Origin of the sequence: Pseudoprimorskyibacter insulae (assembly GCF_900302505.1) — a bacterium.
Lineage (GTDB): Bacteria > Pseudomonadota > Alphaproteobacteria > Rhodobacterales > Rhodobacteraceae > Pseudoprimorskyibacter > Pseudoprimorskyibacter insulae.
In genome coordinates this window covers 467,671-491,587 of sequence record NZ_OMOJ01000002.1, presented here as the reverse complement: position 1 = coordinate 491,587, position 23,917 = coordinate 467,671, and the positions used below count along the sequence as shown (strand labels likewise).

At 60.6% G+C, this 23,917-nt stretch carries 24 protein-coding genes; 14 read left to right on the top strand and 10 right to left on the bottom strand.

Annotation, left to right across the window (positions count from 1 at the left end; translation table 11 throughout):
* Positions 1–12 precede the first annotated feature (12 nt).
* From PRI8871_RS07850 to PRI8871_RS07815, 8 genes are all read right to left on the bottom strand, one after another.
* On the bottom strand, positions 13–1,236 hold the full coding sequence (locus tag PRI8871_RS07850; RefSeq protein ID WP_108885627.1) for a phenylacetate--CoA ligase family protein: 1,224 nt from the start codon (positions 1,234–1,236) through the stop codon (positions 13–15).
* 49 nt (positions 1,237–1,285) lie between these two features.
* Entirely contained in the window at positions 1,286–2,113 is an 828-nt protein-coding gene (locus tag PRI8871_RS07845; protein WP_108885626.1) for an ABC transporter ATP-binding protein, read from the bottom strand.
* Between the two features lie 71 nt (positions 2,114–2,184).
* The gene (locus PRI8871_RS07840; RefSeq protein ID WP_108885625.1) at positions 2,185–3,468 is read right to left on the bottom strand and encodes an ABC transporter substrate-binding protein; all 1,284 of its coding nucleotides are present in this window, start codon (positions 3,466–3,468) and stop codon (positions 2,185–2,187) included.
* An 83-nt stretch (positions 3,469–3,551) separates the two neighbouring features.
* Complete coding sequence (locus PRI8871_RS07835; RefSeq protein ID WP_108885624.1) at positions 3,552–4,628, bottom strand: branched-chain amino acid ABC transporter permease; 1,077 nt, start codon at positions 4,626–4,628, stop codon at positions 3,552–3,554.
* Positions 4,628–4,885, bottom strand: coding sequence for a hypothetical protein (locus tag PRI8871_RS07830; protein WP_108885623.1), 258 nt, complete (start codon positions 4,883–4,885; stop codon positions 4,628–4,630). The genes PRI8871_RS07835 and PRI8871_RS07830 overlap by 1 nt, the downstream gene beginning before the upstream one ends.
* 22 nt (positions 4,886–4,907) lie before the next feature.
* The gene (locus PRI8871_RS07825; RefSeq protein WP_108885622.1) at positions 4,908–5,894 is read right to left on the bottom strand and encodes a branched-chain amino acid ABC transporter permease; all 987 of its coding nucleotides are present in this window, start codon (positions 5,892–5,894) and stop codon (positions 4,908–4,910) included.
* Positions 5,895–5,906: 12 nt separating this feature from the next.
* Entirely contained in the window at positions 5,907–6,725 is an 819-nt protein-coding gene (locus tag PRI8871_RS07820; RefSeq protein WP_108885906.1) for an ABC transporter ATP-binding protein, read from the bottom strand.
* Between the two features lie 127 nt (positions 6,726–6,852).
* Positions 6,853–8,817 carry an AMP-binding protein gene (locus PRI8871_RS07815; protein ID WP_108885621.1) on the bottom strand — a complete coding sequence of 655 codons (1,965 nt, stop codon included), beginning with the start codon at positions 8,815–8,817 and terminating at the stop codon, positions 6,853–6,855.
* Positions 8,818–9,017: 200 nt separating this feature from the next.
* Between PRI8871_RS07815 and PRI8871_RS07810 the strand changes: the two genes are divergently transcribed.
* From PRI8871_RS07810 to PRI8871_RS07800, 3 genes are all read left to right on the top strand, one after another.
* Positions 9,018–10,907 (top strand): hybrid sensor histidine kinase/response regulator, encoded by a 1,890-nt coding sequence (locus PRI8871_RS07810; protein ID WP_108885620.1) that lies wholly within the window; start codon positions 9,018–9,020, stop codon positions 10,905–10,907.
* Complete coding sequence (locus tag PRI8871_RS07805) at positions 10,904–11,605, top strand: response regulator transcription factor (protein ID WP_108885619.1); 702 nt, start codon at positions 10,904–10,906, stop codon at positions 11,603–11,605. The genes PRI8871_RS07810 and PRI8871_RS07805 overlap by 4 nt, the downstream gene beginning before the upstream one ends.
* Positions 11,606–11,827: 222 nt before the next feature.
* Positions 11,828–12,733 (top strand): LysR family transcriptional regulator, encoded by a 906-nt coding sequence (locus PRI8871_RS07800; protein ID WP_108885618.1) that lies wholly within the window; start codon positions 11,828–11,830, stop codon positions 12,731–12,733.
* Positions 12,734–12,859: 126 nt separating this feature from the next.
* Here the strand turns inward: PRI8871_RS07800 and PRI8871_RS07795 are convergent, their stop codons facing one another.
* Complete coding sequence (locus PRI8871_RS07795; RefSeq protein ID WP_370741964.1) at positions 12,860–14,317, bottom strand: ABC transporter substrate-binding protein; 1,458 nt, start codon at positions 14,315–14,317, stop codon at positions 12,860–12,862.
* A gap of 205 nt (positions 14,318–14,522) precedes the next feature.
* Here PRI8871_RS07795 and panB point away from each other — a divergent pair, with 205 nt between their 5' ends.
* From panB to PRI8871_RS07765, 6 genes are all read left to right on the top strand, one after another.
* Positions 14,523–15,359 (top strand): 3-methyl-2-oxobutanoate hydroxymethyltransferase, encoded by an 837-nt coding sequence (panB, locus tag PRI8871_RS07790; RefSeq protein ID WP_108885616.1) that lies wholly within the window; start codon positions 14,523–14,525, stop codon positions 15,357–15,359.
* Complete coding sequence (gene panC, locus PRI8871_RS07785; protein WP_108885615.1) at positions 15,356–16,207, top strand: pantoate--beta-alanine ligase; 852 nt, start codon at positions 15,356–15,358, stop codon at positions 16,205–16,207. The genes panB and panC overlap by 4 nt, the downstream gene beginning before the upstream one ends.
* A gap of 124 nt (positions 16,208–16,331) precedes the next feature.
* On the top strand, positions 16,332–17,192 hold the full coding sequence (locus PRI8871_RS07780) for a branched-chain amino acid aminotransferase (protein ID WP_108885614.1): 861 nt from the start codon (positions 16,332–16,334) through the stop codon (positions 17,190–17,192).
* On the top strand, positions 17,189–17,956 hold the full coding sequence (locus PRI8871_RS07775; protein ID WP_108885613.1) for a hypothetical protein: 768 nt from the start codon (positions 17,189–17,191) through the stop codon (positions 17,954–17,956). Before PRI8871_RS07780 ends, PRI8871_RS07775 begins: the two co-directional genes overlap by 4 nt.
* A gap of 55 nt (positions 17,957–18,011) precedes the next feature.
* A complete protein-coding gene (locus PRI8871_RS07770) occupies positions 18,012–18,467 on the top strand; it encodes a universal stress protein (RefSeq protein WP_108885612.1) in 456 nt (151 codons plus the stop codon).
* Between the two features lie 40 nt (positions 18,468–18,507).
* Positions 18,508–19,551 (top strand): alpha/beta hydrolase family protein, encoded by a 1,044-nt coding sequence (locus tag PRI8871_RS07765; RefSeq protein ID WP_108885611.1) that lies wholly within the window; start codon positions 18,508–18,510, stop codon positions 19,549–19,551.
* Between the two features lie 17 nt (positions 19,552–19,568).
* Here the strand turns inward: PRI8871_RS07765 and PRI8871_RS07760 are convergent, their stop codons facing one another.
* On the bottom strand, positions 19,569–20,138 hold the full coding sequence (locus PRI8871_RS07760) for a CGNR zinc finger domain-containing protein (protein ID WP_108885610.1): 570 nt from the start codon (positions 20,136–20,138) through the stop codon (positions 19,569–19,571).
* Between the two features lie 131 nt (positions 20,139–20,269).
* Here PRI8871_RS07760 and PRI8871_RS07755 point away from each other — a divergent pair, with 131 nt between their 5' ends.
* The 5 genes from PRI8871_RS07755 (at position 20,270) to PRI8871_RS07735 (ending at position 23,852) form a co-directional block, all read left to right on the top strand.
* Positions 20,270–20,887 (top strand): FMN-dependent NADH-azoreductase, encoded by a 618-nt coding sequence (locus PRI8871_RS07755; protein WP_108885609.1) that lies wholly within the window; start codon positions 20,270–20,272, stop codon positions 20,885–20,887.
* Positions 20,888–20,992: 105 nt separating this feature from the next.
* On the top strand, positions 20,993–21,556 hold the full coding sequence (locus PRI8871_RS07750; RefSeq protein ID WP_108885608.1) for a NifU family protein: 564 nt from the start codon (positions 20,993–20,995) through the stop codon (positions 21,554–21,556).
* A gap of 75 nt (positions 21,557–21,631) precedes the next feature.
* Positions 21,632–22,288, top strand: coding sequence for a tRNA (adenosine(37)-N6)-threonylcarbamoyltransferase complex dimerization subunit type 1 TsaB (gene tsaB, locus PRI8871_RS07745; protein WP_108885607.1), 657 nt, complete (start codon positions 21,632–21,634; stop codon positions 22,286–22,288).
* Entirely contained in the window at positions 22,278–22,697 is a 420-nt protein-coding gene (locus PRI8871_RS07740) for a GNAT family N-acetyltransferase (RefSeq protein ID WP_108885606.1), read from the top strand. The genes tsaB and PRI8871_RS07740 overlap by 11 nt, the downstream gene beginning before the upstream one ends.
* Positions 22,698–22,847: 150 nt before the next feature.
* Entirely contained in the window at positions 22,848–23,852 is a 1,005-nt protein-coding gene (locus tag PRI8871_RS07735; protein ID WP_108885605.1) for a BMP family lipoprotein, read from the top strand.
* The last annotated feature ends 65 nt before the right edge of the window (positions 23,853–23,917 follow it).

Below are 23,917 nucleotides of genomic sequence, written 5' to 3'. Positions count from 1 at the left end.
AATTAAGTCCGTTCAGTCGTACTTGCGAATATCCTCGATCACGAGGCCATCGCGCGGAAGTCCGCCGATGGGCACCAGTTCGATCTTACCGCGCAGCTTCAGCACATCGGCCACCGATTTATCATAGGCCGAGGCATCGGTCGCATTGGTCTCGATCCGCACGGTCATCAGGTCCATTTCACCATCACGGCTGGCCACAACGCGGACACGGGCGATTTCGGGGTGCTTTTCCACCAGCGCGGCCACCTGTTCAGGGCGCACGAACATGCCCTTGATCTTGGTCGTCTGATCGGCTCGGCCCATCCAGCCCTTGATGCGGGTGTTGGTGCGTCCGCAGGGACTTGCCCCCGGCAGAACCGCCGACAGATCGCCCGTCGCAAAGCGGATCAGCGGGTAATCGGGGTTTAGCGTGGTGACAACCACTTCGCCCACCTCGCCTTCGGCCACGGGGTTGCCAGTGCCGGGGGTGACGATTTCGACGATCACATGCTCGTCGACGATCATCCCCTCCATAGCCGCGCTTTCATAGGCGATGTTGCCCAGATCGGCGGTGGCATAGCACTGAAGGCACTGGATGCCGCGATCCGCGTAATACTGGCGCAAGGACGGGAACAGAGCGCCCCCGCCGACAGCGGCCTTGGTGATCCCCAGCTTCAGGCCCATTTCATCGGCCTTTTCCAGGATGATTTTCAGGTAATCGGGCGTGCCTGCATAGGCGGTAACACCCACATCATAGGCCGCGCGCGCCTGTAGTTCGGTTTGTCCCGTGCCCGCAGGCAGAACCGCCGCACCAACGGCCCGTGCACCGTTCTCAAAGATCATGCCCGCAGGCGTCAGGTGATAGCCAAAGCAGTTCTGGACGATATCGCCCTCGCCAATGCCCGCCGCCTTCAGGAAACGGCCCATGCGCCACCAATCGGCCTCGGCTCCGCCGGGTTCATAGATCGGGCCGGGCGATTGGAAGATATGGGCAAAGCCTGACGCCGGTTTGACAGTGTACCCGCCGAACGGGGCCGATGCCGCCTGCGCCGCGCCTAGCGTGGATTTCCGCAGCACCGGCAAAGTGGCCAGCGCCTCTAGGGACGTGATCGCAGCCGGATCGACATCGGCCAACGCCTCGGCATAGCCGGGCAAGGCCTTGGCGCGGGCAATCTGGGCAGGCAAATCCACTGCCAAAGCGGCGGCACGCGCATCGGCAGAGCGGGTTTCAAGGTCGTCAAAGTAGGTATGGCTCATCGGATCCTCCGGGCCAGTCAATCAGCGCAGGTTGTGGTGTGTGTTGGCTTTAGGCGAGCCAACGCTTGCGGCGGCGGTACGAGCGTACGTCGCGGAACGATTTCCGCCCCTCGTCCGACATGCCTAGGTAGAATTCTTTCACGTCCGGGTTTTCGCGCAGTTCGGCGGCAGGTCCGTCCATCACAACGCGGCCCGATTCAAGGATATAGCCGTAATGCGCATAGCGCAGCGCGACGTTGGTGTTCTGTTCGGCCAGAAGGAAGGTGTAGCCCTCATTCTCGTTCACCGACTTCACGATCTCAAAGATCTGTTCCACCAGCTGCGGGGCAAGGCCCATGCTGGGTTCGTCCAGAAGGATCGTTTCGGGGCGGCTCATCAATGCGCGGCCAATCGCAACCATCTGCTGCTCACCACCCGAGGTGTAGCCCGCTTGGCTGGTCCGGCGCTCTTTGAGACGCGGGAAGTAGTTGTAGACCATCTCAAGGTCGGCACTGACAGCGCCGCGCCCGTCTGTGCGGGTGTAGGCCCCGGTCAGCAGGTTTTCCTCGACAGTCAAGTGTTCAAAACAGTGACGGCCTTCCATCACTTGGATCACGCCGCGCTTCACCATCTCGGCCGGGTCCAGTTCCTGAACACGTTCACCGCGATACATGATCGTGCCTTTGGTCACTTCGCCGCGTTCGGAATGCAGCAGGTTGGAAATGGCCTTGAGCGTCGTTGTCTTGCCTGCCCCGTTGCCGCCAAGCAGCGCGGTGATGCCGCCTTTGGGCACCTTCAGGCTGACGCCTTTCAAAACGAGGATCACGTGATTGTAGATCACCTCGATGTTGTTCACCTCAAGCACGGTGTCCTGTTCGGTCGGTCCGGCGTCTAGCATGGGCAAGTTCCGTCAGTCAGCGTTTCATTGGGTGCCCTGCCCCGCACGATGGCGGAGCAGGGCGACGAGGCTTAGTTACAGCCCGCAGTGATGTTGTTTTCAGCTGCGAAGGCCGACGAGTCTTCGGCCACCAGCGGCATGATGACGTCCTGATCCGACTGGAAGTAGTCGGTGATCAGGCCCCACTGACCGGCATTCGCATCCCACTGCGCAACGGCGCCAAAGCCGTTACCACCGTGGTTTTCGCACGATACGTTGAAGGTCGGGCCAAAGTTCGGCAGGCCAAGGGCCTCCATTTTGGCTTCGGTCATCTCCAGCGCTTCCATACCGTCACGCATCTGCGCGGGGGTCAGGGTCATGGTGCCGTGGATGCCTTGTGCGGTCTTGGCGGCTTCGGCTGCCAGCATCGCGGCATACATACCGCGGTTGTACAGAACCGTGCCGACCTGATCGCCAGCACCGGCGGCTTTACCTGCATCAACGACATATTTCTTCATGTCGTCATACAGCGGGTAATCCTGACCGAGGTTGTGGAACGTCAGCGACTTGTAGCCATGCGCGCCTTCACCGGCGGGCAGCACGTCGTTTTCCGAACCCGACCACCAGATGCCGATGAAGTTTTCCATCGGGAAACGGATGTTCACGGCTTCCTGAATGGCGACTTGGTTCATAACGCCCCAGCCCCACATCAGAACATAATCCGGCTTGTCGCGACGGATTTGCAGCCACTGCGACTTCTGCTCCTGACCGGGGTGGTCAACGGGCAGCAGGCTCAGCTCATAGCCGTGCTTTTTCGACAGCTCTTCCAGGGTACGGATCGGTTCCTTACCGTAGGCCGAGTTGTGGTAAACCAGCGCGATTTTCTTACCGCTCAGATCGCCGCCGTTCAGGTCAGCAAGGTGGGTGACCGCGATCGAGGCACCATCCCAGTAGTTTGCCGGATAGTTGAAGATGTTGCGGAACACTTCACCGTTCTTCGCCGAAGTCCGCCCATAACCCATCGAGTGGACGGGGATGCCGTCTGCGGTGGCTTTGGGGATCAGCTGATAGGTGATGCCGGTCGACAGCGGCTGGTACACAAGCGCACCGGTGCCTTTGGTCGACTCGTAGCATTCAACGCCTTTTTCGGTGTTGTAGCCGGTTTCACACTCAACCAGATTGATTTTTTCGCCGCCGATGCCGCCATCGCGTTCGTTCAGCAGGGTGAAGTAGTCAGCATAGCCATCAGCAAAAGGAATGCCGTTTGCCGCGTAAGGGCCGGTCCGGTAGCTGAGCGAGCTGAAGGTCAGATCGGCCAGTGCCGGGCCTGCCAGCATGGTGGCGCCAATCGCCAAAGTCATCAGGTTCTTTTTCATCAGGTTTTCTCCTCCCTAGATGGTTGTCCGATGTGTGTAGTCTCCGGGGGTTTTGCCCCCCGGTAGGTGTTGTGCGGCGGCCCTTAGTGCGGGAAGGGCCACAGCCGCAGTTTTTCCTTGGCCAAGCGCCACAGTTGCGCCAGTCCATGGGGTTCGACGATCAGGAAAGCCACGATCAACCCCCCGACGATCATGAATTCCAGATGCGCCGCCAGATCGGTCGGCCAGCCAAGCCCGCCCACAAGGATGTTCTTGAGCAGAACCGGCAACAAGACCATGAAGGCCGCGCCCGCGAAGGCCCCAAAGATCGACCCGAGCCCGCCAATGATGATCATGAACAGCACAAGGAACGATTTCTGGATACCGAAGGCTTCGCCCACCTCAACCGCGCCAAGGTAAACCGAGAAGAACAGCGCCCCGGCGACCCCAACAAAGAACGAGCTTACGGCAAAGGCGGTCAACTTGGCCATCAGGGGGTTCACGCCGATGATCTCGGCCGCGATGTCCATATCGCGAATGGCCATCCACTTACGCCCTACCGATCCGCGCGTCAGGTTGCGGGCGATCCACGCCAGCACCACAACGAAGATCAGACAGAACAGGTACTTGGCCCAAGCATCGGTATTGGGTCCGGTCACCGCGATGCCAAACACGGTGCGTTCCGGCGCGTTGATCTGACCCGATGCCGAATGGTTGTAGAACCATGGCACCTTGTTGAACAGCCACACCAAGAAGAACTGCGCCGCCAGTGTTGCCACCGCCAGATAGAACCCCTTGATCCGCAGCGATGGCAGACCAAACAGAACCCCGACAATCGCCGTCACGCCCCCGGCAATCAGCACGTGGAAAAAGATGCTGACCTCCGGGAAGCCGGTCATCAGCTTGTAGCAGGCATAGGCCCCCACCGCCATGAAACCGCCCGTACCAAGGCTCACCTGCCCGGCAAAGCCCGTCAGGATGTTCAGCCCCAGCGCCGCGATCACATAGATCAGGAACGGAACCGCCACAGCCGAGGCCCAGTAGTCGTTGATGATGAACGGCACCACCAAGAAGGCCACGGCCATCGCTGTATAATACCCCATCCGGTCGAACTTGATCGGAAAGGTGCGGCTGTCCGCGTCATAGGACGTTTTGTATTCGCCCGCCTCACGATAGATCATTAACCCATCCCCCACTCGACCACATCGCGGGTCTCTTCTTGCATGGCCCGGTTCGGGCGTTTCGCATAACCGGTGTCTTCCGTATGGCGGATCAGCTTGAAGTAAGCCCAAAGCCCAATCGCGCCGCCAATCGCCGCCAGTATCGCGGCTGTGACCATCTGGCTCGTGTCCTCCACACGGGCCGACATGGCGAGGTATCCAAAGGCCCAGAAGCCGGACCAGGCGATCACATTCACAATGGCAATCAGTTTTGTCATGTCGTCTCCTCCCTCGCCCGGATCACACGCGCTCGATGATCTTTTCGCCGAACAGACCCTGCGGCCGGAACACGAGGAAGATCAGCGCCAGAACATAGGCAAACCAGTTCTCGGTCGCGCCGCCCACTAGCGGGCCAATCGCGAATTCGAACAGCTTTTCACCCACACCGATAATCAAACCGCCAATGATGGCACCGGGGATCGACGTGAACCCGCCCAGCATCAGAACCGGCAGCGCCTTCAGCGCGATCAGCGACAGACTGAACTGCACGCCCGATTTGGCGCCCCACATAATGCCCGCAACCAGCGCGACAAAGCCCGCGATCGACCAGACCAGCACCCAGATGAAGCGCAGCGAAATGCCAACCGACAGCGCCGCCTGGTGATCGTCTGCCACGGCGCGCAACGCACGGCCCTGCTTGGAATACTGGCTAAACACCGTTAGCGAAATCACCAGCAAAATGGCAATCACGGTCGCCACGATATCGAGGTTATCGATAAAGAAGCCGTAGCCGAACCAGCCAAAGGTGGTGTCATCAATCGCGATGTTGATCCCCTGCGGCAGGCCGACATCCAGTTTCTTGATGTCCGCGCCCCACATCAGGTCGCCAAAGCCTTCCATGAAGTAGGCCAGCCCGATGGTGGCCATGAACAGGATGATATCGGGCTGGTTCACAAGGTGCTTCAGCACGACCCGCTCCACGATCCAGGCAAACACAACCATCACACCCGCGGTCAGAAGGATCGCCAGGATCGACGGCACATGCCAGCCAAAGTGATGCACCTCGGTGCCCAGCAAGGCGTTGATCAAATGCGCAAACGGCACCTGACCTTTCTGAATGCCGACCAAGGTCATGGCGGCAAACAGGGCCATAACGCCCTGCGCATAGTTAAAGATACCAGAGGCCTTGAAGATCAGAACGAACCCAAGGGCCACAAGCGAATAGAGCACCCCGGCCATCAGGCCGTTCAGGGTGACTTCCATCGCGAAAAGAAGTTGATCGGGCATGTCGGTCCCCCCTTAATCGTGCGCCACGCCAAGATAGGCGTCGATCACATCTTGATTGTTGCGCACTTCGTCCGGCGTGCCGTCGCCGATCTTCTTGCCGTAATCCATCACGACCACACGGTCGGACAGATCCATAACCACGCCCATATCGTGCTCGATCAGCGCAATCGTGGTGCCGAATTCGTCATTCACATCCAGAATAAAGCGGCTCATGTCCTCTTTTTCCTCGACGTTCATGCCCGCCATCGGCTCATCCAGCAGCAGAAGGCTCGGCTCGGCCGCTAGGGCTCGCGCCAGCTCAACGCGTTTTTTCAGACCATAGGGCAAACGACCCACCGGTGTTTTGCGGATCGACTGGATCTCAAGGAAGTCGATGACCCGCTCAACCTTTTCGCGGTTCGCCATTTCCTCTTCGTTGGCCTTGCCGTACCACAGCGCCTGCTGGAACAGGTTCGACTTCATATTGGTCAAACGGCCAGTCATGATGTTGTCCAGAACGGTCATACCTTCGAACAGGGCGATGTTCTGAAAGGTCCGGGCGATCCCCTGCTGGGCGACCTGATAGGGGCGCATTTGCGGGCGCTTGGACCCTTTATAGAACACCTCCCCTTCGCTCGGGATATAGAACCCCGAGATGACGTTCAGCATCGACGATTTACCGGCGCCGTTCGGGCCGATGATCGCACGGATTTCCCCTTCGCGGATATCGAATGAGATATCCTTGATCGCGACCACACCGCCGAACCGCAGCGTGATGTTCTTCATCTCCATCAGAACGCCGCCGATCTTGCGACCATCCGCGGTGACGTATCCTTCGCTCATGTCTTTCATGGGCGCGTCCCCTGCTTCTTCTCTTTCCAAATACGCAAATGACCGGCCTGCCCCGCGCACAACATTGGCGCTTTTTGGGGCTGGCGGGATGGTGGGCGGGGCGATGCGCGCAAGCACGAGCGCCCGATCATTCCGCCGCCATCGACTTAGGCGCCACCGGCAAGACCTTTGCGTCACGAATGCTCAGCGTGGCCTTGATTTTGCCCTTACGGCCATCCTCATAGGTCACTTCGGTCTCGGTATAGACGCTGTCCGACCCATCATAGAGCGCGTTCACCAGATCCTCGAACTTCTCGCCGATGATCTTACGACGCACTTTGCGGGTGCGGGTCAATTCGCCGTCATCGGCATCCAGTTCCTTATGCAGCACAAGGAAACGGTGGATCTGACAGCCCGACAGCATCTCATCCTGCGCGACGCTGGCATTGGTTTCCTCCACATGGTTCTGGATCATCTCCAGAACCTTGGGGTGGCCCGCCAATTCCTGATACGAAGCATACGAGATGTTGTTCCGCTCGGCCCAGTTGCCCACCGCCGACAGGTCGATGTTGATGAAGGCCGTGCACTTGTCGCGCTCATTCCCGAAGACCACCGCCTCAAGGATGTTGGGATAGAACTTCAGTTTGTTCTCAACATACTTGGGGGCGAACATGCTGCCATCGGCCATTTTGCCAACGTCCTTGGCCCGGTCGATGATCCGCAGATGTCCGGTGTCCGGCTCGAAAAAGCCCGCATCACCCGTGGCAACCCAGCCTTCGGCATCCTTGGTCGAGGCGGTGCTTTCGGGGTTCTTGTAATATTCCACGAACACCCCCGGCGAGCGGTAAAACACTTCACCGCTGTCGTCGATCCGCACTTCCACGCCCGGCGACGGAACGCCAACCGTATCGGCACGCACTTCGCCATCCGGCTGCTGGGTGATGAACACGCCCGCTTCGGTCTGACCATAAAGCTGCTTCAGGTTGATCCCGAGCGACCGGTAGAAGCTGAAGATCTCAGGACCAATCGCCTCGCCAGCGGTATAGCCCACACGAACCTTGGAAAAGCCCAGCGTGTTTTTCAGCGGCCCATAGACCATCAATTCGCCAAGCGCATATTTCAGACGCTCGCCAAATCCGACCGGCTTGCCGTCCAGAATACGGGGGCCGACCTCTTTGGCGTGTTTCATGAAATAGTGGAACATTCGTTTCTTGAACGGTCCGGCGTCTTCCATACGGATCATGATGCTGGTCAGCTGCGTTTCAAACACCCGCGGCGGGGCGAAATAATACGACGGCGCGATCTCTTTCAGATCGGTCATCATGGTTTCGGCGCTTTCGGGGCAATTTACGCAAAAGCCCGTCCAATAGGCCTGACCGATCGAAAAGATGAAATCGCCAACCCATGCCATGGGCAGATAGGCCAGCACTTCGTCATTCGGCTTCAGGTGGTCAAATTCCGACGATGCCTTGGCCGTTTCGATGATATTGCGGTTCGACAGCACCACGCCCTTGGGCTTGCCCGTCGTGCCTGAGGTATAAAGCATGACGCAAGTGTCATCATACCCCAGCTTTTCGCGGCGGCGCTTCAGTTCGGGGATGAATTCATCATAGGCGGCGCGGCCCTGATCCTGCACGTGGCTGTATTGATGCAGGCGCGTGTGGTCATATTTCCGCAAGCCACGCGGATCGAGGTAAATCAGATGTTCGAACTGGTGCAGATGTTCCTGCACTTCGATCACCTTATCGACCTGTTCCTGATCGGCCACGATGACAAACCGTGCGCCGCAATGGCTCAGGACATATTCCATTTCTTCGGCAACAGCGTCCTGATACAGAGGCACCGGGATGGCGCCCACAGACTGCGCTGCGACCATCGACCAATAGAGATACGGACGATTGCGCCCGATAATGGCGACAAAATCGCCCTCGTTTACACCAAGGTTCAAAAGACCCAGCGCAAGCGCCTCGATCTGTTTCTCAGTCTCGGCCCAAGTCCAGCTTTGCCAGATCCCAAATTCCTTTTCCCGATACGCCGATGCTTTAGCGAACCGGGTTGCATTGCGATGCAACAAGGCAGGGATCGAGCGCAGCCCCTCGGCGCCCTCCGTCATGTGAGCCAAATTGTTCTCCTCCCGTATGCCCATTTCGGGCACTGACCGCTTTTGCGATTCTGCGTACCATTTGGTCAGCACCTACGCTGGCGGTCAACTTTTTCCTGATCTTTTCCCAAATCTTACGAATTGTAACAGAGCAACAATCGGGGGTTTGCCCCGCCGTCCGACGGTGCTAGCCACAGCCATCGGAGGGGATCATGGTCTCAAAAGATGTGCTGACAGCGGCTGGTCTGAACCTCATTCAGCAGGCCTTGACGATTTATGACAGCGACCTGCAATTGGTCGTCTGCAATCGGCGCTTTGTCGAAATGTTCGACCTGCCAGACCGGTTTATCGAGCCCGGCGCAGGGTTTGCCGAAACCATCCGCCATTTGGCAGAACGCGGCGAATATGGTCCCATCGACGATCTGGACACATTCACCGAAGACCGCGTCAGGACCGCACTGGCGTTTGAGCCGCATTACATGGAACGCACCCGCGCAAATGGCCGGGTGATCAGCGTTGAAGGCACGCCCTTGCCGCAGGGGGGCTGGGTGACGGTCTATACCGACATCACCCGCACCAAGGAACAGGAACGCCTGCTGCGCACCCGGTCTGAACTGCTGTCCGAAGAGGTTCTGGCCCGGTCCGAGGAACTGGCCGCCACCAACCGCAACCTTGCCGCCACCATCAGCGCGCTGGAGGAGGCCCGCCGCCAGCTAACCGCGATGGAGGCCCACACCCGCCAGACCACCGAAATGATGCCCGCCCATATCGCCCATGTGGACGCATCGCGGCATTACACCTTTTCCAACCGCCGACTGAACGCCATCCTGCCGGGTCGCCCGTCCGGGATAATCGGGATGCATATCTCAGAGGCGCTTGGCCCCACCGCCTATGAACGGGTGCGCCCGCATCTGGAGCTGGCCTTGGCCGGGCAGCAAAGCACCTTCGAATTCTCCGACGAAGACAGCTCGCGCCGGGTGCGGGTGGTCTTTACCCCCGATCAGTCGAACAACGGGGCCTATATCCTGTCGACCGACGTGACCGAAGAAACACAGGCCCGCGCCGCCCTACAGCAAACGCGCCGACGCGAAATCGCGGCGCAGCTGACCAGCGGCTTGGCGCATGACTTTTCCAACCTGCTGACCATCATCCTTGGGATGCAGTCCCGCCTGCAACGGATTGAATTGGCCCCAGAGGCGCAGACGTTGGTCAGCGCAACCCTGACCGCCGCGCGGCGGGGCGGGACGTTGCTCAACCGGATTGCCGATATCACCAGCCACCGCGCGTTTCGGCCCCAACCCGTGCGCATGGCCGAGTTTCTGGCGGATCTGGCCCCGCTCGCCCGCGCGTCCCTGCCCGAAGGGATCACGCTGGATGTGCAGGACGACACCCACAGCGCCGTTTTGCTGGACGCTGGGATGTTGCAAGACAGCCTGCTGAACTTGATCCTGAACGCCCGCGACGCCTGTGACGGAGATGGAAACATCAGCCTGATTTGCCGCGAAGTTCAGGACACATGGGTCGAATTCTGCGTCGCCGACACCGGGCCCGGCTTTACTGAACAGGCGCTGATCCACGGGCTGGACCCGTTCTTTACCACCAAGGGCGACGGCGGGTCAGGCCTTGGGCTGGCAATGGTCTACGACATGACCAAGCTGGCCGGGGGCGAGGCGCGGCTGCGCAATACCCCCTCCGGGGCCGAGGTGCGCCTGCGCCTGCCCCTGCGCCGCGCCGAGGCGCAACCGGTCAGCGGATTGGTTCTATTGGTCGAGGATTCCGCCGATCTACGCGTCAGCATCCGCGATATGCTGGTTGAACTGGGCTATATGGTGGTTGAGGCCGCATCGGTGGCCGAAGCGTTGGAGCTGGTCCAAGAACTGCCCGAGGTGGCTCTGATCCTGTCTGACATCACCTTGGAAGGCGAACAAACCGGCGTTGATCTTGCGCGTGCGTTGCACGATCGGCCTGTGCGCCTGATGACATCGCTGCCCGCCGACCATCCGCTGCACGAGGCCGCGCGCCACGCCGCGCCCTTGTTGACCAAACCCTTCACGACCGCGCAATTGGCCGGTTTCCTCGGGCATGAAAGGCCAGACGCATGACCCAGCCGCTTGTCACGATCCTTGACGATGAACCCGCCATCCGCACCATGCTGGCCGACGCCCTGCAAGAGGCCGGGTATCGCACCATGACCTTCGCCCGCGCGACCGAATTTGAGGCCGCGCTGCATAGAACCACGCCCGATGTGTGCTTGGTTGACCTTGGCCTGCCGGACCGCGATGGGCTAAGCCTTGTGCACCGTCTGGCGCTGGAACTGGGCGCGTCGGTCATCATCATATCAGGCCGGGCGCAGGTGCAGGACCGGGTGACGGGGCTAGAGCTGGGCGCGGATGACTACATCATCAAACCTTTCGCCCCCGCCGAGGTCGTGGCCCGCGTTCGCGCCCGGCTGCGCGACCCAAAGGTCGCCCGCCCCCGCAGCGAAACCGCACGCTTCAACGGATGGGTTGCGCATTTCGACCGTTACGCCTTGGTCGATGACGCGGGCGAAGAAACGCCTTTTTCCCATGCCGAAGGCGAAGTGCTGCGCTTGTTCCTTGAGGCGCCAAAGCGGCTGATCACCCGCGCGCATATGCAGGAACAGTTGGGTGGGGCCGCCGGCGAAAGCTTTGACCGCGCCATGGATGTGCGCATTTCGCGCCTGCGCACAAAACTGAGGGAAGACCCAAAGAATCCCCGGCTGATCAAAACCATCTACGGGGCGGGTTATATCTTCCTTGGGGATGTGTCCTGGACGTAAGGGAGACGGGGCTTTGTCCTGAAATTGCCGCCTTTCGCCTGCGCACAATGGGCATGAGTTTGGCGGTACCGTTTCCAAATTTCTGTACATTTCATGACCTTAGCGCTGTTTCCAGCTTTCGAACACTAATCGCAAATTCCCCCGTATTGTCGAGCAACCGCCGCAGTGCTGCCCGATTGTGCTATGATAACTGGTGTCCACAGAAGAACGTGAGGGTATCAGATGGACCGTTTGACCGAGATGGAGGCATTCGCGACTGTCGTAGACCAAGGTGGGTTTACGGACGCAGCGAAGAAGATGGGAATTTCGAAATCGGCTGTCTCCAAGCATGTGTCATCGCTGGAGGCCCGGCTGGGCGCGCGTCTGCTGAACCGCACGACCCGCCGCGTGTCACCGACCGAAATTGGCCTTGCCTATTATGACCGCGCCCGCCGCGTTCTGAACGATGCAGGCGAAGCCGATGCGCTGGTCACCTCGATGCAATCGGCGCCGTCTGGCCTGCTGCGGATTTCCGTTGCGACCGATTTCGGCGTCAATCACCTCAGCCCGGTTCTGGGTGAATTTCTGGCCGAATTCCCGGATATCACGGTGAACATGGTCCTGAACAACCGCTATGTCGAACTGATCTCGGAAGGGTTCGATATGGCCGTCCGCATTGGCGAGCTGGAAGACAGCACCCTGCGGGCCCGCAAGCTGACAGACACCACCAAGCGCATGATTGCCGCGCCGTCTTACTTTGAAAAGTTTGGCCGCCCGCAGCGCATTGATGATCTGAACGAACACAAACTGCTGCATTATTCCAACCAATCAAGCGGCAACGTCTGGAAGGTCACCGCCCCATCGGGCGAAAAGCGCCAGATTCGCACCGCTGGCTGGCTGTCGGTGAATGACGGGCAATCCCTGCTGAACGCCTGCATCGCGGGTCTTGGCATCGCCTATCTGCCGTCGTTCCTATACGCCGACGCCATGGAAAAAGGTCTGGTCGAAGATGCGATCCCCGATCTGCCGGTAGAAACCCAAGGCATCTATGCCGTCTACCCGCCGGGCCGTTTCACTCAGCCGAAGGTTCGCGCCTTCATTGATTTTCTGGTCCACTCCTTTGCCGACAAAGGACCGACCGTCTGGTAATTTGATTTCCCTCGCCTGCCCAAGGCAACCTTTGCCCCGGCTCACTTTTGCCGGGGCTTTTTCTGTTTGGCAGGCATGAAAAAACCGGGGGCTGTGCGGCCCCCGGTTTCAAGATGTAAGCTGCGATCAATCGATCCAGCGCACACCGGTCAAATCGGTCGCCTGCGTCGGTGCGTTCTGCCAAAGCCCTTCCAGACGGGCATCCGCCACGGTCGGGAAGGCCAGCTGGAACAGGTAGCCGTTCACATAATCGCGCGAAATGATCGTCTGCGCCTCGGCCAACAGTTCGGACCGCTTGGCGCTGTCCGTGGTGGCATTCAGTGTTTTCATCAGATCTTGGAACGCCGGGTTGTCATACTGGAAATAGTACTCCGGGCGGGCATAGATCCCAATGTCCATCGGTTCGGTGTGGCTGACGATGGTCAGGCCGAAATCCTTGCCACGGAACACTTCCTCCAGCCACTGCGCCCATTCCAGATTGGTGATCTCGGTCTGGATCCCAACCGCACGCAATTGGGCGGCGATAATCTCGCCCCCGCGGCGGGCATAGGACGGCGGCGGCAGCTTCAGCGTGGTGGTAAAGCCATCGGGATGGCCTGCTTCGGCCAACAGGGCCTTGGCACGCTCCGGGTCATAGTTCGACATGCCGGTCAGATCGACATAGTCGGGATTGTGCGGCGCGAAATGGGTGCCAATCGGCGTGCCCAGCCCAAACATCGCCCCATCGATGATCGCCTGACGATCAATCGCATGGGCAATCGCCTCGCGGACGCGGACGTCATCCAGCGGCGGCATCTTGTTGTTGGTGGACAGAATGGTTTCGCCCTCGGTCGAACCAACAAGCACCTGGAAGCGCGGATCGGCCTCAAACATCGGCAGGTTTTCCGGCGCCGGGAAGCCCGCAAACGCGTCGATATCCTGCGCCATCATTGCCGCGAAGGCCGCAGTCGGGTCCGAGATAAACTTGAACGTCGCCTTTTCCAGCGCGGGCGCGTCACCCCAATAGGCATCGTTGCGCACCAGATCGATCCGGTCGCCATTCACCCATTGCACGTATTTGAACGCGCCGGTGCCAACCGGGCTGGTCTTGATGTCATCAATCGACTCAGGCGCGACGATCACCGCATCGCCCCAAGCCATATTGAACAGGAAGCTGCCGTTCTGCTGCGACAGGGTCACCTGAACCGTTAACGGGTCAACCACCGTCACATCCGCGATATCGCCAAACAGCGCCTTCTGCGCATTGGTCGAATCCTCGGCGCGGGCGCGATCAAGGCTGAACTTGACGTCCTCACCATCCATCGAGGTGCCATCGTGGAAGGTGACGCCGTCGCGCAGATGGAAGGTATAGGTCAGGCCATCGTCACTGATCTCCCAGCTTTCGGCCAGCCCCGGCACGACCGTGCCGTCGGACATAAAGCGCGTCAGCCCTTCGAACACGTTGGAATATAGCACCGAGTCAATGGCCCCGGCGGCGGCGCTGGTCGGGTCCAGATGCGGCGGTTCCAATTGCAGGGCGATGGTCAGATCCGTCTGCGCCGCGACGGCAGAGGTGCCGCACAGCAAAGCGGCGGCAAGGGTCATGCGGAAGGTCATGTGGGTCTCCCAGTTATGGTGGGGGAAGTGTTGGACAATCCGGCGCAGGTTGCAAGCATGCTGACGCCAAACGGCAAACCCTGCCCAAAATCCACCCTAGCGCCGCGCCGCAGCAAATGGTACATCGACGCGCAACATTATTGCGCGCAGGCCGCCTTGGCCCGCGCCCCTGCGCTGAGGAGACGCAAGGAAAATGAGTGCGACGGCCAAAAAAACCGCCCCCCTTCCCGACGATATCAAAGCGCGCAAAGGCGGCGCACCGCTGGTCAGCCTGACCGCCTACACAACGCCCATGGCCCAGATGATGGACGGGATCTGCGATTTCGCGCTGGTCGGCGACAGCGTCGGCATGGTGCTGCACGGGCTGCCATCAACCCTTGGCGTGACGATGGAGATGATGATCCTGCACGGCAAGGCGGTGGCGCGCGGCCTGAAGCAGACCATGATGGTCGTCGATATGCCCTTCGGCAGTTACGAAGAATCCCCCGCGCTGGCCTTCCGCAATGCCGCCCGACTGATGTCGGAAACCGGCGCTGCGGCGGTCAAGCTCGAAGGCGGGGTCCATATGGCCGACACCATCGCCTTTCTGGTCAAACGCGGCGTGCCGGTGATGGCCCATATCGGCCTGACCCCGCAGTCGATCAACACGCTTGGCGGCTATAAGGTGCAGGGGCGCGGCGCGGCGGCCCAATCGCTAATGGCCGATGCCAAGGCTGTGGCCGAGGCTGGCGCATTTTCCGTCGTTCTGGAAAAAGTCCCCGCCGCCCTTGCCGATGAGATCACCGCCGAAATCGCGATTCCCACCATCGGAATCGGCGCATCTGCGGGCTGCGACGGCCAGATCCTTGTTGTCGATGACATGCTGGGCCTCTTCACCGCCTTCAAACCGAAATTTGTCAAACGCTATGCCAATCTTGGAACCGACGGCCGCGCCGCGATCCAAGCCTATGCCGATGACGTCCGCGCCCGCAGCTTCCCCGCCGCCGAACACATCTTTGCAAGCGACGCCCCGACAGGAGCCGCCAAATGACCGCCCCGATTTATCGCACCGTTGACGCCCTCCGCCAAGAAGTCCGCGCCTGGAAACGCGCCGGCCATACCGTGGGCGTGGTCCCCACAATGGGCGCCCTGCACGAAGGCCACCTCAGCCTTGTGGACCGCGCCAAGACCGAATGCGACCGCGTCATCGTGACGATCTTCGTGAACCCCAAACAGTTCAACAACCCCGACGATCTGGCCAAATACCCCCGCACCGAAGACAGCGACGCCGAAAAACTGGCGCCCTTCGGCGTAGACGCGATCTTTGCCCCCAACCCCGATGAGGTCTACCCCAACGGTTTCGCCACCAAGGTTTCTGTCTCGGGGCTGACCGACATGCTCTGCGGCGCGCACCGTCCCGGCCATTTTGACGGGGTCGCCACTGTGGTGACCAAGCTGTTCCTGCAAACGCTGGCCGACCGCGCCTATTTTGGCGAAAAAGACTACCAGCAACTGCAAATCGTCAAACGCATGGCAACCGATCTGAACATCCCGACCGATGTCGTGCCCTGCCCAACGATCCGCGAAGCCGATGGGCTGGCCCTGTCCTCGCGCAATCTGCGCCTGTCCGATGCCGCCCGCCGCGCCGCCCCCGCTTTGATCAAAGCCATGCGCACGCTGGCCAATGGCCTGCAACAGAACCAGCCCATCGACCAACTCACCAAAGCTGCCTCCGAAACCATCCTATCCGCAGGGTTCGACAGCATCGACTATCTCGAACTGCGCGACGGCGCGGGCCTTGCGCCGCAAACAACCGCCACCAAAACTTCGCGCATTTTCGCCGCTGCCACGATTGATAACATCCGACTGATCGACAACATCCCTGTATTTTCTGACTAAAAATATTCCTCGGGGGTCCGGGGGCAGACAGCCCCCGGCGATCGGCCGCCTGCGCCACCTTTCGCCCTTTACGCGCCAAGGCCCCGCGCCTACCGTACCGGCCAAAGACAAAGGACGGCTCGGAATGGCGACAGGCACAAACATCCGCACATGGTTCAACGGCACTTGGCATGATGGCGATGTGCCGGTGATGCGCGCCGCCGACCACGGCTCTTGGCTGGGCAGTTCGGTCTTTGACGGTGCGCGTTTCGTGAACGGCCTCGCCCCGGATCTTGAGGCCCATTGCGCCCGCGTCAATCGCTCGGCCGAGGCACTGATGATCACCCCAACCATCGCAACCCAAGACATGGTCGCCATGGCGTGGGATGGGCTGTCGGCCTATGCCAAAGACACCGCCGTATACATTCGCCCGATGTACTGGGCGCTGGATGGGGATGCGACGGCGATTGTGCCGCAACCCGGCTCGACAGGCTTTGCGCTCTGCCTCGAAGAAATTCCCATGGCCCCCGACGCAGCCGCAACAACGCTGGGCAAGACCCGTTTCCGCCGCCCCGTGATGGAGGATGCCGTGGTCAACGCCAAGGCTGGGTGCCTTTATCCCAACAATGCCCGCATGTTGGCCGAGGTGCGGTCGCGCGGCTTTGGCAATGCGTTGGTCACTGACGCGATGGGCAATGTCGCGGAATCGGCCACGTCCAACGTGTTCATCGTGAAGGATGGCGACGTGTTCACCCCGATTGCCAACGGAACCTTCCTTGCAGGGATCACCCGCGCACGCCATATGCAGAACCTACGCGCCGATGGCGTCGTGGTGCACGAAACGGTCCTGACCTATGACGGAGTTCATGCCGCCGATGAGATGTTTCTGTCCGGCAATATGAACAAAGTCACCCCGGTTACCGGGTTCGAGGAAACACAGTACCAGATCGGCCCCATGACTCGCCGCGCACGAGAGCTTTACTGGGATTGGGCAGCATCCAAATGACATATGTTTACATTTTGATTGGTGCGCTGGTCGTTGCGGCTGGTGTTTTTGTCATGCTGCGCCGGCGCAGCGCAGGCCAGAATGCCGATGACTACGCGGCAACCCCATTGCCGCCAGATCCCATCGCCGCGCCGGAACGACAGCCGCAGCGCCCAGCCGCAGCGCCGACACAAGCCGCAGACCCTGCGCCCTACGATCCCGAAGATCCGATCAATATGCAGATCGAATTGCTGGATCAGGCCGGTCTGCACCTGACACCGGGCCTGACCCGCGACCACCTTTTGGCCTTCGCGTCTGAGGCTGACCTGTCCGAAGGGCCGTTCGGACTAATCCTATTCGTCTATGCCGAGGAAATCTCGGACGGTGAATACCTGCACCCGGTCTGCCCCCGTGCGGGCATGTTCGACACCGAATGCATCAACGGGCCGGGCGACTATAGCCAGCTGGTTCGCAAGATCGCCCGCATCGGCGGGGTCGAAGACGCGATCACTCTGGCCCAAGACAATGTCTCGCCTTCCTCTGAAGGCGGCGAACTGCATTACCAGATCGGCACCATCCGGCGCGAATTCAGCCCGGTGGTCGAGGACAAATGGGTTGATTCCGAAGTTCTGGTCATGGTGATGCATGACGTCCAATCGCTGATGACCGACCGGCGCTTGTGGACCTTTGACAACGGTCAGGCCTTTGGCCTGCTGGCCCTTGATGACGACGGGGCTTCGCTGATCCATGATCTGGCGCCCGGCCTGGTCGAACCGGTCCAGTAACGTTCTGTTGCACCGCGACATTGCTTGCGCCATGATCCCCTGAAAGGAGACGCCCATGCGCAAGTTTCTTGTCGTCTTGGATGACAGCCGCGAATGCCTGAACGCCATGCGCTTTGCCGCCATGCGCGCGGCCAAGACCGGCGGCGGGGTTGAGATTTTGTCGATCATCGCCCCCGAAGAGTTCAACCACTGGATTGGCGTCAGCGACATCATGCGCGAAGAAGCCCGCGAACGGATTCACGCCCATTTTGAGGTTTTCGCCAAGTGGATGCGGGACAAGCAAGGCGTTGACCCGGAATTGGTGATCCGCGAAGGCGAAACCGTTTCCGAAGTTCTGGCGCAGGTCAAAGACGACCCGGAAATCGGCGTTTTGGTGCTGGGCGCGGGTGTCGACAAGAAAGGCCCCGGCCCGCTGGTCACGCAACTCACACGGGCATCCGGGTCGCTGCCAATCCCGATCACCATCGTGCCCGGTGATCTAAGCAAGGAACGGCTTGAAGCGATCACATGATATTTGTAGATCTGCCAGATAGCAGATCTAGGACTATTTTATGCGCAAATTACTCTATGCCGTCGGCGGGCTGGTTCTCGTTGTTGCGTTGTTTTTCGTCTTTGTCATCCTTTCCTCTACCAAACCTTTTGATCCACCTTTGGCTGTGCCCGGCTATCGTCAGGCCAGGCTGGACGTCGCGCATCGCGATGTGCCCCTGCCCTTGCACATTTGGTATCCCGCGACCGAAGGCACGCCCGAGCTGATCGGCCAAAACGCGCTGTTCTACGGGCATCACGTCCGCCCCGATGCACCGCTTCCCCTATCAGCCCCGGTTGTGCTGTTGTCGCACGGGTCTGGCGGCAATGCCGTTCAGCTGGGCTGGCTGGCCGCGCATCTGGCCAATCGCGGGTATCTGGTCATCGGCACCAACCACCCCGGCACCACCTCACGCGATAGCCTTCCCGAACGCACCGTCATGATCTGGGAACGCCCGGCGGATCTGACGGCCATGCTTAATTGGCTGCAAGGCGGCGGTCTGGCCGGTTTTGCTCCCAATGGCGATGTCACCACACTTGGCTTCTCGCTGGGCGGTCATTCCGCGCTGGCCATGGCGGGGCTGAAAGTGTCCAAGTCCCGTTTTATCGACTACTGCGACCGCAATGCCGGTCTGGTAGACTGTGGCTGGCTGACAGCGGGCGGCGTAGACTTTGCCGCGATCGATGCCAGCAAGTACGAGGCCGATCTATCCGATCCACGGGTCACACGGACCATCGCGCTTGATCCCGCGCTGCCGCAGGCCGCAACGCGCGAAAGCCTTTCGGAGCTTGCCCCCGCAGTCCTGATCGTAAACCTTGGCCAGCCGGATACGATCCCGCCAGCAATGCGCGCGGATGCCTTGGCCGAGGCAATCCCGCAAGCCCAATACACCAGCATCGACGGGGCTGCCCATTTCAGCGCCCTGCCGCGATGCAGCCTGTTTGGCAATGTCATGATTGGCTTGGCTGGCGATGACAACATCTGCTCAGATCGTGGCCTGCGCCCGCGCGACCAGATCCATTCAGAGGTTCTATCCGCAATCGACGCTATCTTGCCCGCGCAGTGATCGCAGGCAAAGGCCCCTTACACCTCAGCGTCGCGCGTCCGCGCGCGATGCGCCGCAACTTTGGCCCGGTTTCCACATACGGCCATGCTGCACCAACGGCGCCGATTGGTGCGCGAGGTGTCGCGGAACCACAGGGTGCAGGTCGGCCCTTGGCACTGGCGCGTGCGTTCAGGGTTATCGAGGCTAAGGAAATTCGCCATATCGCGTGCGACCGTTGCCAGCAAACGATCCGCACCCGAGGCCAGACAGGCCGGTTTCACCCCCCCGTCATCCCCAATCAGCAACTGATCGGCCCATGGCGCACGGGCCAGCGCGGCATTCAGCGCCTGCAATGGAACTGGCGCACCCTCATCCAGATGCGTGCGCACCGCTTCCCTCAGATCGCGGGCCTCGGCGGCAATTTCGTCCAACATCGCCTGATCGGCAACCGGCACACGGTCCAACCGTCCCGCCACGCGCATCCAATCCAGAAAAGACGCCCCATCGCGCCACCAGTCCAGCCATTCGCCGGACGGCGCGCAGCGGGAATTGAGCGCATCAGCGCCCGGATGGTCGCCGATCAAAAAGGGGCTGGGTAGGTCAGTCATTCGGGCGCTCTGCTCACCTTCGGTCACGTCACCGTCAAATCGAAAGTAACCGGTTAAAACCCAATTTACAAGTTACGCGAATCATGTAACCCTTATTTTTACTTTAAAAGGTTACAAATCGCGAGGACTTCATGACCAAACTTCTTCACATCGTCGCATCCCCCCGTGGCGAGGACAGCAAATCAACCGCGCTGGCCGAGGGCCACATCGCCGACCGACGCCTGCGCGACCCCGGCCTGGAGGTTGATACGCTTGACCTGTTCGCAGCAGATTTGCCCGACTTTGGCGGCATTCCCGCATCGGCCAAGATGGCCGTGTTCGGCGGCGTGGACATGACAGAGGCGGAAAACACCGCTTGGGCCGAGGTTGCCCGTCTGACCCGCCACTTCATCGCGGCGGATCACTATGTGATCTCGGTTCCGATGTGGAACGGCGGCGTGCCCTACCGGCTCAAGCAGTACATCGACATCATCACGCAGCCCGGCATGCTGTTCGGCTTTGATCCGGCGACGGGCTATTCGGGCCTGCTGGAAGGCAAACGCGCCACTTTGGTGGTGACAAGCGGCGTCTGGTCGCCGGGCGCGGCGGCGGCCTATGGCGTCGATTTTCACACCAATTACATGGAGTGGTGGCTGGGCTTCATCGGCGTCCAAAACGTGGACACCCTGCGCTTTCAACCCACCGTGTTGACGGCAGATCCGGCCGCTGGCTATGCCGCAGCACGCCAAAAGGCTTCGGTCTTGGCATGAAACATCGGGGGCAGCCGCACGGCGCGCTGCCCTATCCGCTGCCGCTCCGTTGACATCGCTGCCCGTGACGCGCATATCTGAGTTAAGCGATAAGGATTGTGAGCCATGTTCATCCAGACCGAATCCACCCCGAACCCCGCAACGCTGAAGTTTCTGCCGGGTCAGACCGTGCTTGACGTTGGCACCGCCGATTTTGTCTCGGCCGACGCCGCGACGCAGTCACCATTGGCAGAACGCATTTTCGGCGTCACCGGCGTAAAAGGCGTGTTCTTTGGCAATGACTTTGTGACAGTCACCAAAGACGACGCGGTCGATTGGGACCACATGAAACCGGCCATCCTTGGCGCGATCATGGAACATTTCCAGTCGGGCCAGCCGGTCATGGCGGGCGATGTGATGCAAGCCTCGGGCCACCGCGACCATGACGGCGAAGACGCCGATATCGTCGTTCAGATCAAGGAACTGCTGGACACCCGCGTGCGCCCCGCTGTGGCGCAGGATGGCGGCGACATCACGTTCCACGGCTTTGAACGCGGCGTTGTTTATCTGCACATGCAGGGCGCGTGCGCCGGGTGTCCGTCCTCGACGCTGACGCTGAAAATGGGCATCGAAAACCTGCTGCGCCATTACATCCCCGAAGTGACCGAGGTTCGCCCCGTCGCCGTGTAATCCGGCCCGATCTATGCCCAAGGCGCCGTTCGCGGCGCCTTTTGCGTTTCGCCCCCTCAGCCGCTATGAGGCGCTATGAGCACGCTTATCCTTGCCTTTGACACCTCTGCCGCCCATGTGGGCGCGGCGCTATTTGACGGCTCTGATTTGATTGCCGCGGCGCATGAGGACATGGCGCGCGGCCAAGCCGAGCGGCTGATGCCTCTACTAGAAGAAACCTTGGCGCAGGCAGGGGCCACATGGGCCAATTTGGCGGCGATTGGCGTAGGCATCGGCCCCGGCAATTTCACCGGCATTCGCATTTCGGTGTCCGCCGCGCGGGGTCTGGCCTTGGGCCTTGGGGTGCCTGCGGTGGGCGTTTCGATGCTTGAGGCGGTGAGCTTTGGCACACCCGGCCCGCGTTTGGCCTGCGTCGGAGCGCCGCGCGATCAGCTTTACGTACAGTCCTTTGACATGGCCGCATCGGTTGATCCGGCGCTGATCGCGCTGGCATCGGTCTCGGCGGACTGGGCCGAACCCGGCCTGACCTGCATCGGCACTGCCGCCGAACAAGCGGCGCAGGTTCTGGGCGCGGCACATGCCCCGGCGACCTTTGCGCCTGCATCCGCCATTGCCCGCATCACCGCGCAGCGCTGGCAATCATCGCCCGAACGCCCGGCACCGATGTACCTGCGCCCCGCCGATGCCGCGCCCGGCCGCGACACCCCGCCGGTGATCCTTGATGACGCCTGAAACCATGGCCGATATCGCGGCGCGGGCCTATAGCCACATGCGCCCGTGGTCCTTGGCTGATTTCGCCACCGCGCTGGACCGCCCTGTGACCCTTCTGGCCCACACGGGCCACGCCTTTGTGCTGGGGCAGGTCATTGTCGATGAGGCCGAGATTCTGGCCGTCGCCTGCGACCCGGACCACCAACGCGCCGGCCAAGCGGCACAAGCCCTGCACCTGTTCCACGACCAAGCCGCCCAACACGGTGCGGCGACCGTGTTTCTGGATGTGGCCGCCCATAACGCCCCGGCCATCGGATTATATACCAAACTGGGCTATATCCCCTGCGGGCGGCGCAAGGGCTACTACCGCCAACCGGACGGCCCGGCACAGGACGCCGTGCTTATGTCCCGCGCATTGACCCAAGGTTAAACCGCCCCTCCGCGACGACATTTTACGTTTTGGTCAAAAAGCGGTTGACCGCCCCATGGACTCACGGCCTTAATCGAAGCTGATCTGCTCAGATCCGACAACGTGCGGCGCCAGTGATCCGCACGGCTCGACCAACTTGGGAGCTGAACCATGACCCTTATGCAGAAATTTCTCGGTGCTGCAGCCACCCTCGCGCTAACCGCAGGCGTGGCCTCTGCCGACCCCGCGCTGATCTATGATCTTGGCGGTAAATTTGACAAATCCTTCAACGAAGCGGCCTTCAACGGCGCAGAGCGTTTCGCCAAGGACACCGGCGGTGCCTATAAAGACATCGAGATGCAGTCCGAAGCCCAGCGTGAACAGGCGTTGCGCCGCTTTGCCGAAGCGGGCTACAACCCGGTTGTGACCACCGGCTTCTCGTTCTCGACCCCGATCGCGAACATCGCCGCCGATTACCCCGACACCAAGTTCGTCACTGTTGACGGCTTCGTCGATCCCGCCGCACACCCGAACGTTCTGTCGGTTCTGTTCTCGGAACATGAAGGCTCGTACCTGGTTGGTATGATGGCCGGCATGGCATCGAAAACCGGCACCGTGTCCTTCGTGGGCGGCATGGACATCCCGTTGATCCGCAAGTTCGCATGCGGCTATGCACAGGGCGTTAAGGCCGTGAACCCCGACGCGACCGTGATTTCCAACATGACCGGCACCACCCCGTCGGCATGGAACGACCCGGTGAAGGGTTCAGAACTGACGCTGGCACAGATCAGCCAAGGCTCTGACGTGGTCTATGCCGCGGCTGGCGGCACCGGTCTGGGCGTTCTGCAAACCGCAGCCGACAAGGGCATCCTGTCGATCGGCGTGGACAGCAACCAGAACTACCTGCACTCCGGTTCGGTTCTGACCTCGATGCTGAAGCGTGTGGACGTTGCCGTTTATGACGCAATGTCGGCAGGCGCAGACATGGAAACCGGCGTGAAGGTTCTGGGCCTCGCTCAGGAAGGCGTGGGCTACGCGCTGGACGAACACAACGCCTCGCTCGTGTCGGAAGACATGAAAGCCGCCGTTGACGCCGCCCGCGAGAAGATCATCGCAGGTGAACTGATGGTCCACGACTACATGAGCGACGACACCTGCCCGGCCCTGACCTTCTAAGGTTGGCACTGTCTGAATTAGTTCGCCAGTCGTCTAGCGGCTGGCGAAATTCATTTGATCATATG

Bases quoted from the DNA above. Each gene is read 5' to 3' on its own strand.
- PRI8871_RS07750 (WP_108885608.1), top strand. From the start codon at position 20,993: ATGTTCATCCAGACCGAATCCACCCCGAACCCCGCAACGCTGAAGTTT.
- PRI8871_RS07755 (WP_108885609.1), top strand. From the start codon at position 20,270: ATGACCAAACTTCTTCACATCGTCGCATCCCCCCGTGGCGAGGACAGC.
- PRI8871_RS07770 (WP_108885612.1), top strand. From the start codon at position 18,012: ATGCGCAAGTTTCTTGTCGTCTTGGATGACAGCCGCGAATGCCTGAAC.
- PRI8871_RS07740 (WP_108885606.1), top strand. From the start codon at position 22,278: ATGACGCCTGAAACCATGGCCGATATCGCGGCGCGGGCCTATAGCCAC.
- PRI8871_RS07765 (WP_108885611.1), top strand. From the start codon at position 18,508: ATGCGCAAATTACTCTATGCCGTCGGCGGGCTGGTTCTCGTTGTTGCG.
- PRI8871_RS07825 (WP_108885622.1), bottom strand. From the start codon at position 5,894: ATGCCCGATCAACTTCTTTTCGCGATGGAAGTCACCCTGAACGGCCTG.
- PRI8871_RS07735 (WP_108885605.1), top strand. From the start codon at position 22,848: ATGACCCTTATGCAGAAATTTCTCGGTGCTGCAGCCACCCTCGCGCTA.
- PRI8871_RS07830 (WP_108885623.1), bottom strand. From the start codon at position 4,885: ATGACAAAACTGATTGCCATTGTGAATGTGATCGCCTGGTCCGGCTTC.
- panB (WP_108885616.1), top strand. From the start codon at position 14,523: ATGAGTGCGACGGCCAAAAAAACCGCCCCCCTTCCCGACGATATCAAA.
- PRI8871_RS07800 (WP_108885618.1), top strand. From the start codon at position 11,828: ATGGACCGTTTGACCGAGATGGAGGCATTCGCGACTGTCGTAGACCAA.
- PRI8871_RS07840 (WP_108885625.1), bottom strand. From the start codon at position 3,468: ATGAAAAAGAACCTGATGACTTTGGCGATTGGCGCCACCATGCTGGCA.
- PRI8871_RS07845 (WP_108885626.1), bottom strand. From the start codon at position 2,113: ATGCTAGACGCCGGACCGACCGAACAGGACACCGTGCTTGAGGTGAAC.
- PRI8871_RS07820 (WP_108885906.1), bottom strand. From the start codon at position 6,725: ATGAAAGACATGAGCGAAGGATACGTCACCGCGGATGGTCGCAAGATC.
- PRI8871_RS07815 (WP_108885621.1), bottom strand. From the start codon at position 8,817: ATGACGGAGGGCGCCGAGGGGCTGCGCTCGATCCCTGCCTTGTTGCAT.
- PRI8871_RS07780 (WP_108885614.1), top strand. From the start codon at position 16,332: ATGGCGACAGGCACAAACATCCGCACATGGTTCAACGGCACTTGGCAT.
- PRI8871_RS07795 (WP_370741964.1), bottom strand. From the start codon at position 14,317: ATGACCCTTGCCGCCGCTTTGCTGTGCGGCACCTCTGCCGTCGCGGCG.
- panC (WP_108885615.1), top strand. From the start codon at position 15,356: ATGACCGCCCCGATTTATCGCACCGTTGACGCCCTCCGCCAAGAAGTC.
- tsaB (WP_108885607.1), top strand. From the start codon at position 21,632: ATGAGCACGCTTATCCTTGCCTTTGACACCTCTGCCGCCCATGTGGGC.
- PRI8871_RS07805 (WP_108885619.1), top strand. From the start codon at position 10,904: ATGACCCAGCCGCTTGTCACGATCCTTGACGATGAACCCGCCATCCGC.
- PRI8871_RS07760 (WP_108885610.1), bottom strand. From the start codon at position 20,138: ATGACTGACCTACCCAGCCCCTTTTTGATCGGCGACCATCCGGGCGCT.
- PRI8871_RS07775 (WP_108885613.1), top strand. From the start codon at position 17,189: ATGACATATGTTTACATTTTGATTGGTGCGCTGGTCGTTGCGGCTGGT.
- PRI8871_RS07835 (WP_108885624.1), bottom strand. From the start codon at position 4,628: ATGATCTATCGTGAGGCGGGCGAATACAAAACGTCCTATGACGCGGAC.
- PRI8871_RS07810 (WP_108885620.1), top strand. From the start codon at position 9,018: ATGGTCTCAAAAGATGTGCTGACAGCGGCTGGTCTGAACCTCATTCAG.
- PRI8871_RS07850 (WP_108885627.1), bottom strand. From the start codon at position 1,236: ATGAGCCATACCTACTTTGACGACCTTGAAACCCGCTCTGCCGATGCG.